Below are 17037 nucleotides of genomic sequence, written 5' to 3'. Positions count from 1 at the left end.
TCCGTTATTTTATTGCGTCCAGTAGGCGTTGTTATGACGAATCATAGCGCGAAGATCGTGTACATAGGCGATGCCACGTTCAGAATAGGCTAGTAACCCATGCGTTAACTCTGACGCCGTTGCGACCGTTAACAAGCCCTTGTTCTTTTCAGCCAGAGATGTTCTGATTTCACGCAGGTCTGCATACGCTGGGTTTCGATTAACGTTCATAAAGTAGCCATGAACAGACTGTTGTACAGAATCGAATTTTTCAACTTCATGAACTTTGTTAGCGCCACGTTGCGCTGGAACAATTCCACAGCCCTTTTTATAACACCATTGGCCGAACAAGTTGTTTGCTTGAGTAGCAAAACGAGAAGTGCCCCACGCAGATTCATTTGCCGCTTGAGTTAGAACCAAGGCTTCAGGTAAGACGTTCACTCGCACAAGCATCTCATCTAGCCACGTTTGATCAATCTTATCGTTACTCAAGGGCAACGAATACAGAGATGATAACCGCTGAGCATACTCTTGTTGTTCTTGCGTCACTTGTCCCACCTTTAAAGAGGTAAGAAAGGCCCGCTCATGACGAATTCGTTGATTCTCAAGAGCAATTTTAGGCCTTAAAAAATCAAAAAAAGCAGCTTTTTTCTCTTTCGTATCTTTTATTGAATTGAAGTCTGGGATATCACCGATGTATGGCAAGTGTGATAAATCGACATGCTTAATCTTGCCAGAGAGTACGTCAGGATTTTCCACATATTTAAACTGTTTCTCGTAGTGTAAATATGGGCCTATAGAAATGAAAGTGGCGGCTATACAGGTTGCCGCCACTCGTAAACTTATTGATTTCAAAGAATTAGGCATCAAACACCTGTGAGTTACCATCGTGATCATTATCGTTTTTCTGTGTTGTAACGATCTTAAGCTTAATTCCAAACATTTCGCGGTAGAGTATGCCTTTCAAATGGAAGAAGAATGGCAGCACAAAAATCAAGCCAATACCGTAGAACATTGCTGCAATAATAAACATTAACATCACGCCTAAGTAAAGCCCCGCGACCACAAAAATCTTCTTGTTGATTGCGCGAAGTGATAACAGCAACGCTTGCATTGGTGGCACCCTTTTCTCACAAATCAACAAAATAGAGTGACTAAATGCCAAGGAAAGATACAGCGACAGTAAAGGAAAAATCATACCAACCACACCTTGTAGCATTAAGCTCATGAGCGTTGCTAGAATAACAGGAATGGTGAACTGCAACCCCTTTCCAACATGGCGCAACTTAGTCTTCAGGCCAGCGACATGGCTCATAGCCATCAAGCTGATCCCCGCATAAATTGGTGCGCTAATCACCTCATAACTGAAATTCGCGACATAAATAGAAGACACAATATCGTTTGTGAACGACTCTGGGTTCTCAAATGCATCAAGAATAACGCTCAAATCGCCCAACTGCAGTTTTAATGCAATATAGAAAATACCTAACTGGACAAAAAGCAATACAATAATGGCAGGAGAAAATGATAAAAAGTGCTGGATGGTTGCTCGCCAAGCTTCGTTAAAAACCGCGCCAGCTTTAAGCTCGTAGTTGCCAGACAAAGCTCGCTCTACACTCCCCCCAAGATTGAAATCTTTCTCAAAATCGTCGTTCATAGTTTATCCAAGACTAACTTGTAAAATTTTGACTGGAATTCCAGTCAATTAATGTAATCGTCATTATAAAGAAATCTTTCCACATCTAACATCACAACTCACCTACAATCCTTGCAATCTCAACTGTATGGTTGATAATTAACCACTTTCAAGGTCATGAAATTGAAACAATTGTTGAACAAAGTTTAGTGCTATCAAACTGTGTCTAGATGCCAATTAATCTCATAAAAACAGTATGGTAAGGAATGATGGCTTTTTCCTGCAAAATTATTTCTGTTTCAAGATAAGAAAATGCTTTAATTTCACACTTTTGGTGATTATGATGCGCGCCTCAAAAGTGAATGGTTAGTGTCACATCAGCTGGGATAATCCCGGCTTGAACGTGGGGGAAATACAGACGTTGAACGCAAAACCGCAAGCAGGAAAGCCAGTTATTCGTTTATCTGGTATTAGTAAAAGTTTCGATGGTAAGGAAATCATCGGTAATTTAAATCTGGATGTTAATCATGGTGAATTTCTGACGATTCTCGGGCCTTCTGGTTGTGGTAAGACAACAGTTTTACGCATGATTGCAGGTTTTGAAACGGCAGATAACGGTCAAATTATTTTGGATGACCAGGATGTAACACAGGTTCCTGCAGAGCAAAGGCACGTCAACACGGTATTTCAAAGTTACGCATTGTTTCCACACATGACCGTATATGAGAATGTCGCTTTTGGTCTTCGTATGCAGAAAACGCCTACTGCGGACATTGAACCACGAGTAATGGAAGCGCTACGCATGGTGCGCCTAGAAAAAATGGCACAGCGTAAGCCTCATCAGCTTTCTGGTGGTCAGCAACAACGTATCGCCATTGCGCGTGCGGTTGTTAACAAACCAAAAGTACTGCTGCTAGATGAATCTCTATCTGCACTTGATTACAAACTGCGTAAGCAAATGCAAATCGAGCTTAAACAGCTTCAGCGTCAACTTGGTATTACCTTTATCTTCGTTACGCACGATCAGGAAGAAGCCCTATCGATGTCTGACCGCATTATTGTTATGCGCGACGGTGTTATCGAACAAGATGGCTCTCCACGTGAGATTTACGAAGAGCCGAAGAACCTATTTGTTGCTCGCTTTATCGGTGAGATCAACGTATTCAACGCAACAATGCTAGAGCGTATCGACGAGAAACGTATCCGTGCAGAAATCGAAGGTGTCGAGTCTGTTGTTTACTACGATCAGGAAGCGCAAGCAGGTGAAAAACTGCAAGTACTACTTCGCCCAGAAGACTTACGTATCGAAGAGATCAAAGAGTCTGAAGAAAAAGGCATCGTAGGTCACGTAACAGAGCGTACCTATAAAGGTATGACGCTTGATTCAGTTATCCAATTGGATTCAGGCATGCGTGTAATGGTTAGCGAATTCTTTAACGAAGATGATCCTGATGTGGACCACTCACTTGGCCAGAAAGTCGCTATCACTTGGGTTGAGAGCTGGGAGGTAGTCCTCAATGATAAGCAAGAAGATTAATCTTCAAAACGCGATCATTACCTTAATCGTCGGTTGGTTAACACTTTTCGTGTTGGTACCAAATGTGATGATTATCGGTACGAGTTTCTTAACGCGTGATGAAGCAAACTTAATCGAAATGACATTTACTTTCGACAACTACTTACGTCTACTCGATCCCTTGTATGCGAAAGTGCTGATGCACTCGTTCTACATGGCGATTGTGGCGACGTTGTTGTGTTTAGTAATTGGTTACCCATTTGCTTACATCATAGCGAAAATGCCAGAGAAATGGCGCCCATTCATGTTGTTCTTAGTTATCGTACCTTTTTGGACAAACTCTCTTATCCGTACTTACGGCCTGAAGATTGTTCTGGGTACACAAGGTATTTTGAACAAATCATTAATGGCGATGGAAATCATCGATAAGCCATTACGTATTATGTACACCGAAACAGCAGTAATGATTGGTCTTGTGTACATCCTGCTTCCATTTATGATTCTGCCGCTTTACTCGGCAATCGAGAAGTTGGACAACACTTATATCGAGGCAGCGAAAGATCTTGGTGCGAACAAGTTCCAAACCATTACGAAAGTGATTCTACCTCTTACAATGCCTGGCATTATCGGTGGTTGTTTGTTGGTTCTGCTACCAGCACTAGGTATGTTCTACATCTCTGACCTTCTTGGTGGTGCGAAGAACCTACTGATTGGTAACGTTATTAAGAGCCAAGTATTGAACGCTCGTGACTGGCCATTTGGTGCTGCGACCAGTATCGCCCTCACCTTCGCAATGGCTGTGATGCTTTACGCTTACTACAGAGCAGGCAAACTATTGAATAAGAAAGTGGAGCTAGACTAATGGGACGCACAGTTAGATTTAGCTTTATGGCGCTGGTGTATGCATTTTTGTATCTGCCAATCATCGTCTTAATTGTTAACTCATTTAATGCCAACAAATTTGGTATGAAATGGGGTGGTTTCACCACGAAATGGTACGAAACCTTAGTAAACAACGATAGCCTAATGCAAGCTGCATGGCATTCATTGAACGTAGCGGTATTCTCAGCGACAGCAGCAACCATCATTGGTAGCTTAACGGCCGTTGCCCTATTCCGTTACTCGTTCAAAGGTAAGGGTGCGGTAAACGGCATGCTGTTTGTCGTGATGATGTCTCCAGATATTGTAATGGCGATTTCATTACTTGCTCTGTTCCTGGTATTGGGCGCACAGCTTGGCTTCTTTACACTATTGATTGCTCACATCACCTTTTGTCTACCATTCGTTGTGGTAACTGTATACAGCCGCTTAAATGGCTTTGATGTGAAAATGTTGGAAGCAGCAAAAGACCTTGGTGCAAGCGAGTGGGTTATCTTGAAACAGATCATCCTTCCTCTCGCTAAACCAGCGGTTGCCGCAGGTTGGTTATTGAGCTTTACCCTGTCTTTGGACGATGTGATCATCAGTTCGTTTGTAACGGGTCCAACATACGAAATCTTGCCATTGAAGATTTACTCCATGGTTAAGGTGGGCATTTCACCGGAAGTGAACGCCCTAGCAACGGTGATGTTGATTGTTTCTTTGGTCTTGGTAGTAATTTCTCAGTTGCTAGCAAGAGAAAAAGTGAAGTAGAATCCGCACCCGTTAACATCACGAAACAGAATGGTTACATGCCATTCTGTTTTTCTATCTATCGTCCAAAATTGGACAACGTTTGGTTTGGAGCTAACGTCAATGAAAAAATGGGCTACTCTATTAGCTGGTAGTGCATGTGCGCTTTCTCTGTTCTCTGGTACAGCGGCAGCGGATGATAAAGAATTAGTATTTATGAACTGGGGTCCTTACATTAACAGTAATATCCTAGAGCAATTTACTAAAGAAACTGGCATCAAAGTAATCTACTCGACTTACGAGTCGAACGAAACTTTGTATGCAAAGCTAAAAACTCATAACCAAGGTTATGACCTAGTAGTACCTTCAACGTACTTCGTAGCGAAGATGCGTGACGAAGGCATGCTACAAAAGATCGATAAGACTAAGCTGAAAAACTTCGGCAACCTAGATAAAAACTACCTAGACAAGCCTTACGATCCAAATAACGACTACTCTATTCCACACGTTGTTGCGATTACAGGTCTAGCGGTTAACGCGGACATGTACGATCCAAACGACTTCCAAAGCTGGGCTGACCTATGGAAGCCAGAGCTTGAAGGTCAAGTAATGCTGATGGACGACACTCGTGAAGTGTTCCACATTGCACTACGCAAGCTGGGTTACTCAGGTAACTCTACGGATCCAAAACAAATCGACGAAGCGTACGCAGAGCTACAAAAGCTAATGCCTAACGTTCTAGTATTCAACTCTGACAACCCAGGAGCACCATACATGTCTGGCGAAGTTGGTGTTGGTATGCTTTGGAACGGTAGCGCCGCAGCGGCACAAAGTGAAGGCCTAAACCTTAAACTCGTTTTTCCTAAAGAAGGCGGTATCGGCTGGGTTGATAACTTCGCTATCTCCTCTGGTGCGAAGAACGTAGAAGCCGCTCACAAGATGATCGACTTCCTACTGCGCCCAGAAATCGCAGAGCAAATCTCTCGTGATACTGGCTACCTAACGGCGGTGGAAGAATCGAATGCTAAGTTTAAAGACGTTGCCCCGCTGTTCCCTTCTCAAGAAGACCTTGACCGCGTTGAATGGCAAGATGCGGTTGGTGATCTAACCGTTAAATACGAAGATTACTTCCTAAAGCTGAAAGCGGGACAATAATCTAGCTTGTGTAACAAGTCATCAACCATAGGAAAATAGGCAGCAATACGCTGCCTATTTTTGTCTTAGGCTGATATAATCGCGCGTTGCTAGGTTTATTTGTCTTGGTATCATAGATTTATCGTCTCATAACAAGGAGACAACGATATTCAAGCTAAATGAACATATTTGTGCTTACTGCGATTTGGCTCAACTTGATAACTCCAGCTAGTATTGACTTGTCCAATCGCGAAACAAAACGGAAAACAAATGAAAAGTAAATTCTACGCAAGCGCTCTATGTGCAGCGACGCTCATCGCTACCCCTGCAATGGCTGCTGATCAAGAACTGTATTTCTACAACTGGTCGGAATACATTCCAAACGAAGTTCTTGAAGACTTTACAAAAGAAACCGGAATCAAAGTTATTTACTCTACATACGAATCTAACGAGAGTATGTACGCAAAACTAAAAACTCAAGGTTCTGGTTACGACTTGGTAGTACCGTCTACCTATTTCGTCTCTAAAATGCGTAAAGAAGGCATGCTACAACAGATCGACAAAGAGAAATTATCTCATTTTGCCGATCTTGATACTAACTTCCTAAACAAACCGTTCGATCCGAACAACAACTACTCTATCCCATACATTTGGGGTGCGACCGGTATTGGTATCAATGCTGACATGCTAGACAAGTCATCGGTTTCTAAATGGGATGATTTTTGGGATAGTAAGTGGGAAGGTCAACTAATGCTGATGGATGATTCTCGCGAAGTATTCCACATTGCATTGACTAAGCTTGGTTACTCACCAAACACGACTAACCCAGAAGAAATCAAAGCCGCTTACGAAGAACTGAAAAAGCTAATGCCAAACGTATTAGTATTTAACTCAGACTTTCCTGCAAACCCTTACCTTGCGGGTGAAGTTTCACTAGGCATGCTTTGGAACGGTTCTGCATACATGGCTCGTCAAGAAGGTGCGAACATCGACATCATCTGGCCAGAAAAAGGCACTATCTTCTGGATGGACAGCCTAGCAATTCCAGCTGGTGCGAAGAACGTTGACGCAGCTCATAAGATGATCGATTTCCTACTACGTCCTGAGAACGCAGCTAAGATTGCACTTGAGATTGGTTATCCTACGCCAGTTAAAACGGCACACGATCTGCTACCGAAAGAATTTGCTAATGATCCAAGCATCTTCCCACCACAAGAAGTGATGGACAGCGGTACTTGGCAAGATGAAGTTGGCGAAGCGAGCGTAATGTACGATGAGTACTTCCAAAAGCTAAAAGTGAACAACTAATTCGTTAGTTTTAAAGATATGAAAAAGCGGCTCATGAGCCGCTTTTTTGTTCTTAATGACAAGACAAAAACTCTTCCTGTTGAAGTTATTACGCTCTTTCTTTTCCTTCTAGAGCCAGTATCTCGTCAACTAATTTTGGAACCTCAACGCTTGCTTTTCCGTAGCGTTTTTCCTCAAATTCACTTTCTACCGCACTAGGTTCTAGGTTAATTTCAATGGTATGTGCGCCGTGCATTTTTGCATCATGAACAAAACCTGCTGCGGGATACACAACGCCAGAAGTCCCAATAGAAATAAACAAATCTGCTTCTTCTAATGACGCGTAGATATCACCCATTCGCAGTGGCATTTCACCAAACCAAACAATATGTGGTCGCATTTGTGAAGGGATCTGACAACAGTGACAAAGTTCGCCTGTCTTAATGTCCTCATTGTGCTCTACTACTTGGTTAGATTCACTACAGCGCGCCTTGAGCAACTCACCATGCATGTGAATCACATTCTGACTGCCGCCTCTTTCGTGAAGGTTGTCTATATTTTGAGTGATGACCGTCACTTTACCTTCTAACTCAGCCTCTAAACGACCTAATGCTTCATGCGCTGCATTAGGCTTTATCGCATTATCTTGAAGTTTCTTGCGGCGTTGGTTGTAAAAATCTTGAACAAGGTCCGGATCGCGAGCAAACCCTTCAGGCGTTGCTACATCTTCGATACGGTGATTCTCCCATAGGCCATCTTGCGCACGAAATGTTTGAATACCAGATTCGGCCGAGATACCTGCACCAGTAAGTACTACAATATTTCTATAAGGGAAATTCATAACTCATCCTTGCTGTTTTTTCATTAGCTTAACACTGAAAGAATAGCAACAGTAGTAATATGGATTAGACCATAGTCGTAATGGTCACTATTAGAATTACAATTTAAGAGGAACAGCAATGAGACAAGTATCTCTAACGTTTACATTGCTTCTGACTTTGGCAGGCTGTCAACTTACCAATGTTGAAGGCGAAGTCGATGATGTAAAGGTAAGAGTCAGCACCAATGATGATGACCATCGAGGTAATGGTAATTTCTGTCCTCCGGGCCAAGCCAAGAAAGACAATTGCTAAAAGAGCGGCTTTATGCCGCTCCCATATTGGCCTCAATCCTCGTTGGTCGAAGATATTTTATGAATGGCTAGGTCAGCGCCATTGAATTCGTCTTCTTCTGAAAGCCTCAGTCCCATACTGGTATTAATCGCACCGTAGACTACAAGTGCACCAAGCGCTGCGATGGAAAGGCCCAAAAGCGTTCCTAGAAGCTGAACGATAATGCTCACGCCACCTAGCCCACCCAATGCGCTTTGACCAAAAATCCCAGCGGCAATACCACCCCAAGCGCCACATACACCGTGTAAAGGCCAGACACCTAGCACATCATCAATCTTGGTTTTGTTTTGTAGGTGGGTAAAAAGATAAACAAATAGCACGCCAGCAATCGCACCTGTCACTAAAGCACCGATAGGATGCATTAAGTCTGAGCCCGCACATACAGCAACCAAGCCAGCTAGTGGGCCGTTATGAATAAAGCCAGGGTCATTCTTACCAGCCAACAGTGACGCGACAATGCCCCCGACCATTGCCATCAATGAGTTCATAGCCACCAAGCCACTTATGCCTGACACAGTTTGAGCTGACATGACGTTGAAGCCAAACCACCCCACACATAAGACCCAAGCTCCCAAAGCCAAAAACGGAATATTCGAAGGTGCAAAGTTGGTGTGCTTTCCTGCTCGAACTCTGCCTTTTCTCATGCCCAAAAACACGACGGCAACAAGCGCTATCCAGCCGCCAACACCATGCACAACGACTGAACCTGCAAAATCGTGGAAGCCATAACCAAAGGTATTTTCAAACCAAGCTTGAACACCAAAGTTTCCGTTCCAGATCATTCCCTCAAATAGTGGGTATACAATACCGACAGTGAAAAATGTTGCGATTAAAATCGGATAAAAACGAGCTCGTTCTGCGATACCACCTGAAACAATAGCGGGAATCGCTGCAGCGAAGGTCAGCAAGAAAAAGAACTTCACTAACTCGTAACCATTGCCTTGAGATAACGTCTCTGCATCAGCGAAGAAGGTGCCGCCATAAGCGACCCAGTATCCAATGAAAAAATACGCGATGGCGGATATACCGAAATCGGCCAAGATTTTAACTAAAGCATTAACTTGGTTCTTTTGGCGCACGGTTCCTACTTCAAGAAAAGCAAAACCAGCATGCATCAAAAAAACCATGATTGCGCCAAGTAGTAAGAAAAGTGTGTCGGAACTTTGCGTGAGAGTTTGTACAGCGCCGTGTACCTGATTGGCAGTTACACTCATTATGATTGTCTCCGTTGATCTGTAGCGCACTTATCCTGTGCATCAAAGTTAGGCTCATCACCAATTTGGTGAACTTAATTTATAGAGCGTCTAACAGAGCAATTCTCATTCCATAATTTACATTTCTAACACTTACACTTTAATTTATTGTTTTGTATGAACTTTAATAAAATTAGGCATTCTTGAAATGGTGCTTAACACGCTAATAAATGCACCAATATGGTTTTAGTGCACCAACATAATGCGCACCATATAGCTCAACAAAACGTAAAAGCCACCTCATGAGAGGTGGCTTATATACTGAATTGCTAACTAAAGGAGCTTATCGAGAGATCTTCCCGGCTTTTACTTCTTCTAGCCAACGTCCTTCGACAAGATAGGGAGGGAGCCAACCAGTTTCAACAGATAAACGGTTACCTTTGTCATACCACATACATGCCATGCCAAGAAGAGGGAAGTTAACAAAAGTTCGGATGCCTATCCTGTCGGGTCCTAATTCTCGAAGATGATATTTCTCTTGAAACTGTAGGTTTTTAACGAGCACTTCCTCAAAATCATAACCAATGTTAGTAGTGAGCGCTGCGAAGGTTTCTAGGATCCCCATCGCAATTTCCAACGCCCAGTTATCCCCTTGGGCTACCGCTGCGTCCATTGCTGCGACGAGTTTATCAGGATAGTCCGATGTGCGATTATGAAACGACTGGATGACATCTACTAACATGTAAGACAATTCACCCGCTTTAGTAGAGCTCTGTCTCATCAAAGAAATCGGAAAGTTCGCCAACACATCCATGCTAGCTTTGTCACGGACGATGACAGAGGTAAAATAGGCATCTAACCATCGATTAGGGTGTAAGCATCCAGTTTTCAAAATACCTTCACCTTTCCAGGTCACTTCTGGATAATCAGGTAATTTAATGCTTTGAGGCTCGCTTGGTTTGATGGCAAGTTGATGGTAAAAAGCACGCATCAATGATGATTCATATAGGCATAGCGTGCCGATTCTCTCATCATCATCTAATGGAGGTAACCATGTATACAAACGGAGCTGATAAGAAATACCATCGCTCAAGTAAACCAAGTTTTCTCGTTTTATAGATATGCGCCTTTTCCTTTTGTCTAAGCTCTCTTTTATCTCTTCTCGATAAGCTTCTCTTTCAAAATCACTTAGTTCAACATGAGCTACTCGTTCAACCTTTTTTACCTTTGAGTTATCAACCATTTCTGAACTCTCCTATATCTATATCAAACTCTTTTGCTATGAACTTGGAAACCTTACCACTAGAAGATATTTCTGCTTGCGTATGTACATAACGTATTGGTATACCATCTTGAATAGCAGAGTTAATGCTATTAGCAGCTGCCTTTTCTGTAGTCCCATATTTCTTACTGTCCATCAAAGATACTATTTCTGTCGCATATTCAGTTGTCCCTTGCTGATATGCCATATTTCCAATCTTGCGGCTGCCCAGCGGGCTGCTCCCTCCTTTAGCCTCAACAATTATAATTTCACCTGGTGGCGGCTCTTCCACCTCGTAAACCATATCAAAGTCGCCCGGCTTCGAAATTGAGGTTCCAATATCTTTGGGATGAAGCAGCTTAGCATTAGGACGTTTACTCCGGACAAAGTCATCCGCGGCCAACTCACCTATTTTTGCAGACTGTTGGTTAATATTACCAATTTGAGCGTTATATCCCTCTTCGCCAGCTCGAGCGTCGATTGCCTCTTGACGCTCTTTTAAGCATTCGTCAATTTTTTCTTTGTTTCTTTCTGTTAGCTCATAATCACTCGTATTGAGTTCAGAGTTTTCTTTATACTCTGCTTTATTCAGCACAAGATCTTCAGTAAAGATCGTGCAACCTTCTTCCCCGCCAACTTTCTCTGAGTCAAAAACATGCGCATTTACAAATTCCTCAATCCCAACAACATACTGAACTTCGTGCCTGCTGCCATCTGAATGATTGATATGACGATAAAAAGTAATTTCATTTTTCTCGCAATCAATATGGTCTAAATCGTATTCATATCGAATATGATTTTTACCTTTGGGTTTTCGGATTTTGACTTGCGAGCGAACGCCATCTTCTCCGACGGATGATTCTTTTGCTGCCTCTAAAATCTGATCGCAAACCTCTTGGGGGACATCGCTTTGCGCCTGATACGCTGCCAACATTTGACCCAAGCGTTTTAACCCTTCTTCACAAAGGAAACCTGTTGGATCAATCCACTGGATAGGATTGACTGCATATTGGTAATGGTTAATGCCACCAGCAATAGATATCGGATCTTGTTGGATAAAGCGTCCTAGCTTAGGATCGTAATACCGAGCGAGGTTGTAGTGTAAGTCGGTTTCTTGATCGAAGTACTGCCCTTGAAAACGCAGTGGATTTACTACTTTTTCAATATGTACATGAGCAAAGCCATGAGCATCGTAGCTGGCACTCCATACAACATTCCCCTCGCAATCGATCAGTCGCTCTGGTTTACCAACTTGATCGCACTGGTACCAATAAATAACGTCATTTTCTAGCAGTGCCACTGGCGTGTAGGTTTCTGGTTGATATAGGTACCAGCGGAAAGCGCATGAAGAGCGTTCACCAATTAAACGTTCCCCTTCCCACAAGAACTCCGTAACGCCTTGTTGTGTAATTTTCTTCGTCCTGCGCCCTAATGCATCATATTCATATTGACTGATGCCATCGTCGGTGTGAACTTCAATGAGCTGATTTAACGCATCAAATACGCGAGTCTGAACATGTCCTTGCCCCTCACGTTTTGTCTGGTTTCCTTGCGCGTCATATTTGAACCGGACACCATCGTGTACTTCAATACGATCAGCGAATACCTCTGAAGATGGCAAAGTAGGATTGCCAAAACTATCGTATTCAAACTTAGTCACTTCTCCGGAAGCATTGACTCGTTTCAGTTGCCCTAAGGCATCGTACTGATAGTGCGTTGCTCCTGCCGTATTATCAATGATTGATGAAATACGGTTTTGCGCATTGTAAACGTACTTTTTCTCTCTATCTGGCCAATGTTGTTCAACCAAACGACCAACACCATCATAAATGATGCGCTCATTAAAATGTGCCGTTTCAATTTGGGAAACTCGTCCCATTTCATCGTAATGAAATTTGATTTGAGGTAAATCTAGGTTTCCAAACCGAATCGCTGAAAAACGCCCATATCGATCATAAGAGAAGTTCAGCTCCGTATTATCTGGCAGTACCTGAGATACGCGTTGGCCAACTCTGTTAAACTCCTGCGCTATCTCAAACTGACCTTGAATGCGCTTTGTTAAATGCCCGAATGAAGAGTATTGGTATTGCAATGTTTGATGGCGATTGGAGGCGAACGTAAGTCGCCCACCAAGCGTATAATTAAAGTGGTGCTCTACAATACCGCTAGCATTTCCTGCTTTGACGTGCTTGAGATAACCCGCAGCGTCATAGCGGTACAGCACCGTCCTATCGGCGACTTGCTTACGATGGATCCGCCCCATATCGTCATAATCAAATTGGCTTTGTAGATTATCAAACCCGATAGTTCCTGACAGCTGGCCTTCATCGTCATACAGGAATTCGAACTCTAAGCCGTCACTCCGAACTAATTTAGTCAGGTTACGTTGTTGATCGTATTCGTAAGAAATATGGCTGCCATCGGGAAAGATGACTGCTTCTTGTTGCGCGAGTGATCCCCATTGATACGAGGCAATGCCTGCTGGCGTTCGAATCTGAGCAACACGGCTGTGCTCATCGTAAGAATATTCTTCGCTATAACCGACTTTGTCTTCGTCGTTAAAATAACGAACTGATGTACGCCTGCCAAATTGATCATAAGCGAGTTGAGCAATACACCCATCGGGATAAGCAACGCCATTCACCAGATCTTCTTCGTTGTAGCTGTAACGAAGTAATGTACCGTCTATTTCATTCGCGATAAGTCTTTGTTGTTCATCCCACCACCATTGACTTTTCTTACCATCTTCAGACTCTTTTTTGACGACTTGACCGTGTTTATCGTAATCATATTCCGTGACACAGCCGAACTGATCGGTATCCCAAACTCTTTGACCGAGGCTATTGTAGTAAGCCTTCTCGATATCCCCATCAGGTGAAACCGTTTTAACTAACTTACCTAAGCCGTCATAACCATATTGAATTTCTTTTCCAGAGGAATGAAACTTAGAGACTAATTGACCATGCTGATTATATTGATAATTGACCGTTGACTGATCAGGATAGATAGCTTGTGCTTTTCGTCCTAATTCATCATATTGCCATCGCCAAGTTTTACCTGTGGGGCTTATTTTCTCGAGTAAATTACCCTGCTCGTCATGCAAGAAAGACCATTGATGATCTAACGAGTCAGAATAAGAAGAATGATTTCCCTGATAATGGAAGCGATAGTCATAAATTCCTGCGTCCCCAACGTTCCTGATACAGTTCGCGTTAGCACCTTCGCCATCCCATTCAAAATAATGAGTAAAGCCAGTTGGTCGTACACGCTTAACAATTAAATGGCCGCGGTATTGATACTGTTCCTTCAAGCCCAAATGATTAGTTGCACTGACCAAATCATCGTGCTCATCATAGGTATAAGTTGTCAGAACTTTTTGGGACTTTGCATTAAGCAGTTCTACAAGGCGTCCTTGCTTATCATATTGACATTCAAGAACCGGACGCTTGTTATATGCGATCTCGATCAATCGATGGTTTCGAGAATACTGCAATTGAAACGTTGAAAACGTGCCATTTCTAACTTGTTTAACAAGCCAGCGATCATCTTTTTGCTCAAACCGATATTGATGCCCATTAGCGAGCGTTACAATCCGAGTTGTTGAGCTCAGGAAGTAACAGCTCGCACCAGCGTATATTTGATAACTTGTTGCTCCAATATCTACTGGCTCAAATTCTGTGATATCGGCCTTATCGTCAACAAACTCCCAAGCGATAACATTGTCTTTCTCGTCCGTCTTTTCGCGTAATTCAAACTGAAATGCATGTCGCCAACCAAAGCCCATTCCATGATTTACATCCGACTGCGAAGAGCGGTAAGTACGCTGCCAAGTAGTACCTTGTTGTAGCTCGATATCATAGAGTTCGAGAATTTCTTCACCCGTCACAAGTGATACAGGATCACCGGCTTTCTCATGTTTTTCGCTGCTTTGTTGCTGAGGCTTGGCGGATGCGGCACTTCTGCCACTCTTTTTATTCGACTTCCCCTTTCCCTTCGATGGTTTTGCATTGACGGTATTTTGAGTCGGTGGAGGCGTAACCGCTGACGAGAGTGCGTAGTTTTCGCCGGTAGGTACAATTCGAGCGACATGCAAATCACCGTTCACCAAAGCATTGGCAAACGTTGAATTATAGTGTTGGGAAGTAAGCTCACCGTCAGGTATGTTTGGCTTGAATTGACCAATCGCATAGAACAAGTCCTCGACAGAGCGAAGGTCAAGCTCACCAAAGCTCTCAAGAAACTCTATTGCCTCTTGTTTGGTCACGAATGTTTTAGGTTCGCCGCTAGTAAGTAACTGACCAGAGAAGTGATAACTTTCGCCAAAGCGATTCGTGATAGGAATGACGAATTGAGGGATCATAGCCGTAACGTGTTTGTCCTTTTCTTACCTTGCCGCATCATTTAATGCTCGTTTCGCTCTTTTTATTTGTGAGAGCAAGATGCCTTAATCAAACATCCTCCGATAGAGATTCCTCTGTATGCGTAGACTGAATGTATTGATGGCAATTTTCACGTATGCAACTCTTTGAATTTCTGAGCGCAGCGTACTTTAACGGGACGATGAATCCTGAGTAAATGAACAATAGCGTGAGTGAGACTAATGTCTCATCGTGACGCGATTTTTTTACATGTTTCTTACTTAACTATGATTTTCTGCCCAGTTACGTAAATTCACTCAATAAGTTGCATCAAGTATCACCACTGCGACTCAACGCTTCATATTTGAGACAAAACAGCAACAAAAAAACCGCCTATTACGGCGGTTTTGCTTAAAGAATACTGATTAAAGGTTTGGACCTGTCGATGGTCTGTGTGGTTGGTTATTGAGCAGTTGCTGCATCCCTTGAAACATTCGCATAAACCACACCAAGATGGCTAATGCAGCAAACACCATCCCTACCCAAGGAATAAAGTAAGCGATGGTTTCAAGCAAAGTACTATGCAACCAATAATCACTCACGCCAACGAGTACACCGTTAGAAGTCGCGACGGTGACGATCAACACAACAAAAAACGTCAGGTAGAGAAAGAAGGTGCGAATTAAACCGTAGTAATGAGAAATCACTACGTCGCTGTCTTCTCCCTTATCTAATCGGTAACCCGCATAGATAATTGCGATAACGCCTGAGATCAGAAACGTAAACGGGGTCAGACAGCTCAGGATGTACGCAACCCAAATCCCGTTATGAGGTTTGTTCATTCGCTTTCGCTCCTTTTACTTCCGTTTGTGCCGTATCTGTTTCGCCCATTGCTTCTTTGGACTTCACTTCCTCATACCAAAGATCGTGGTGTTCTTTCGCCCATGTCTCGTCAACTTCACCAGTCACCATGCCTTCTAACGCACCTTCCATACCGAATAGACCAATATAGATGTGGAAGATAAAGCCACAGATTAGAATCAGTGCCGAAATCGCATGAACTAAGTTAGAAAGCTCCATGTCACGGCGAGTTTGGCCAAAGATAGGAAAGTCCAGAACTAAGCCACTCACTGCCGCGATAGCACCAAAGAAGATCAACAACCAATAGATTGCCTTCTCGCCACCGTTTGAGAAACCAGCAGACGGATGTGTGCCTTTGTGTTTACCAACCATACCGCCCATTTTCATGAACCAACGAACATCAGTCATGTTTGGAATCGACTTGCGCCACCATTTAAAGAGCACGAGCATCAGTAAAATGAAGAACAATGGTCCCATGTAATTGTGGTACTGCTTCGCCAACATGACGATAAAGCCCCAGAACTCAGTAGGAACGTACGGTTTTAAGAAGTGCTTACCGTAAACCAGCATCAAACCACTGAATGCCAGCGTTAAGAATGTAAACGCCATACTCCAGTGAAGCGCGCGGTCTAAACGAGACCAACGCTTCATTTTTTTACCAGTACGCGGCTTGCTAAGCATCAAAGGACCAACGAATACGTAAGCCATGATTACCATTGCAATACTGCCGAAAATCGCGACAGCACCCGCTGGAGACATCCATTTCTCTTTTAGAATGTACCAAGTCTCACCAGGTTTACTGATCAATACGCCATGTTCTGGCGATTGAGACGTGGTGTAGCCTTCTTGCCCCTCTCTGACTTCGCGCCAATAGTCTGCCCCGGCGAGTTGCGTGATCTCCTGTTGAATAACTTTAGAAGATTGTTCCTCTGCTGAAGCAGGCATTGCGAAAGTCAGCAGCAATGCCGTCATCATTGACAGCATTGCTAGAGATGCACGTTTAAGCGTGTTTAACATGTGCCTCTCCTT

The 17037-nt window shown here is 43.2% G+C and carries 14 protein-coding genes; 6 read left to right on the top strand and 8 right to left on the bottom strand.

All coding sequences use genetic code 11. From position 1 onward, the window contains the following. Positions 1 to 9: 9 nt before the first annotated feature. Positions 10 to 846: a glucosaminidase domain-containing protein gene (locus tag R7F64_RS06105; RefSeq protein ID WP_025766642.1), complete on the bottom strand. Its 837-nt coding sequence runs from the start codon at positions 844 to 846 to the stop codon at positions 10 to 12. Further along, entirely contained in the window at positions 839 to 1636 is a 798-nt protein-coding gene (locus tag R7F64_RS06100; RefSeq protein ID WP_005389175.1) for a hypothetical protein, read from the bottom strand. Before R7F64_RS06100 ends, R7F64_RS06105 begins: the two co-directional genes overlap by 8 nt. Before the next feature lie 400 nt (positions 1637 to 2036). On the opposite strand from R7F64_RS06100, the gene potA reads away from it, so the two are divergent. The 5 genes from potA to R7F64_RS06075 all read left to right on the top strand — a co-directional run bounded on the left by potA (position 2037) and on the right by R7F64_RS06075 (position 7184). Next, positions 2037 to 3152, top strand: coding sequence for a spermidine/putrescine ABC transporter ATP-binding protein PotA (gene potA, locus R7F64_RS06095; protein ID WP_017634901.1), 1116 nt, complete (start codon positions 2037 to 2039; stop codon positions 3150 to 3152). Then, a complete protein-coding gene (potB, locus tag R7F64_RS06090; RefSeq protein ID WP_005377512.1) occupies positions 3133 to 3993 on the top strand; it encodes a spermidine/putrescine ABC transporter permease PotB in 861 nt (286 codons plus the stop codon). Before potA ends, potB begins: the two co-directional genes overlap by 20 nt. Next, positions 3993 to 4763: a spermidine/putrescine ABC transporter permease PotC gene (gene potC, locus R7F64_RS06085; protein ID WP_005389180.1), complete on the top strand. Its 771-nt coding sequence runs from the start codon at positions 3993 to 3995 to the stop codon at positions 4761 to 4763. Before potB ends, potC begins: the two co-directional genes overlap by 1 nt. A 102-nt stretch (positions 4764 to 4865) precedes the next feature. Further along, positions 4866 to 5897 (top strand): extracellular solute-binding protein, encoded by a 1032-nt coding sequence (locus tag R7F64_RS06080; RefSeq protein ID WP_054579293.1) that lies wholly within the window; start codon positions 4866 to 4868, stop codon positions 5895 to 5897. Positions 5898 to 6146: 249 nt separating this feature from the next. Beyond that, positions 6147 to 7184, top strand: a complete 1038-nt coding sequence (locus R7F64_RS06075) for an extracellular solute-binding protein (protein ID WP_005377521.1) — start codon at positions 6147 to 6149, stop codon at positions 7182 to 7184. 88 nt (positions 7185 to 7272) lie between these two features. Here R7F64_RS06075 and cobB read toward each other — a convergent pair whose 3' ends face one another. Further along, on the bottom strand, positions 7273 to 8004 hold the full coding sequence (gene cobB / locus R7F64_RS06070) for a Sir2 family NAD+-dependent deacetylase (protein WP_005377522.1): 732 nt from the start codon (positions 8002 to 8004) through the stop codon (positions 7273 to 7275). 118 nt (positions 8005 to 8122) lie between these two features. Here cobB and R7F64_RS06065 point away from each other — a divergent pair, with 118 nt between their 5' ends. Then, positions 8123 to 8296: a hypothetical protein gene (locus R7F64_RS06065; protein ID WP_005377524.1), complete on the top strand. Its 174-nt coding sequence runs from the start codon at positions 8123 to 8125 to the stop codon at positions 8294 to 8296. 32 nt (positions 8297 to 8328) lie between these two features. Here the strand turns inward: R7F64_RS06065 and R7F64_RS06060 are convergent, their stop codons facing one another. The 5 genes from R7F64_RS06060 to R7F64_RS06040 form a co-directional block, all read right to left on the bottom strand. Next, entirely contained in the window at positions 8329 to 9549 is a 1221-nt protein-coding gene (locus R7F64_RS06060; protein WP_017634904.1) for an ammonium transporter, read from the bottom strand. A 322-nt stretch (positions 9550 to 9871) separates the two neighbouring features. Further along, the gene (locus tag R7F64_RS06055; RefSeq protein WP_005377528.1) at positions 9872 to 10771 is read right to left on the bottom strand and encodes an immunity 49 family protein; all 900 of its coding nucleotides are present in this window, start codon (positions 10769 to 10771) and stop codon (positions 9872 to 9874) included. Beyond that, positions 10764 to 15149: an RHS repeat-associated core domain-containing protein gene (locus tag R7F64_RS06050; RefSeq protein ID WP_318071531.1), complete on the bottom strand. Its 4386-nt coding sequence runs from the start codon at positions 15147 to 15149 to the stop codon at positions 10764 to 10766. The genes R7F64_RS06055 and R7F64_RS06050 overlap by 8 nt, the downstream gene beginning before the upstream one ends. Before the next feature lie 423 nt (positions 15150 to 15572). Further along, on the bottom strand, positions 15573 to 15989 hold the full coding sequence (locus R7F64_RS06045; RefSeq protein ID WP_005377532.1) for a membrane protein: 417 nt from the start codon (positions 15987 to 15989) through the stop codon (positions 15573 to 15575). After that, positions 15973 to 17025: a formate dehydrogenase subunit gamma gene (locus tag R7F64_RS06040; protein ID WP_005377534.1), complete on the bottom strand. Its 1053-nt coding sequence runs from the start codon at positions 17023 to 17025 to the stop codon at positions 15973 to 15975. The genes R7F64_RS06045 and R7F64_RS06040 overlap by 17 nt, the downstream gene beginning before the upstream one ends. Positions 17026 to 17037: the final 12 nt, after the last annotated feature.

The organism is Vibrio sp. Vb1980 (assembly GCF_033338615.1).
In the GTDB taxonomy this organism is placed as follows: Bacteria; Pseudomonadota; Gammaproteobacteria; order Enterobacterales; family Vibrionaceae; genus Vibrio; species Vibrio alginolyticus.
This window is presented reverse-complemented; position numbering and strand designations above follow the sequence as displayed.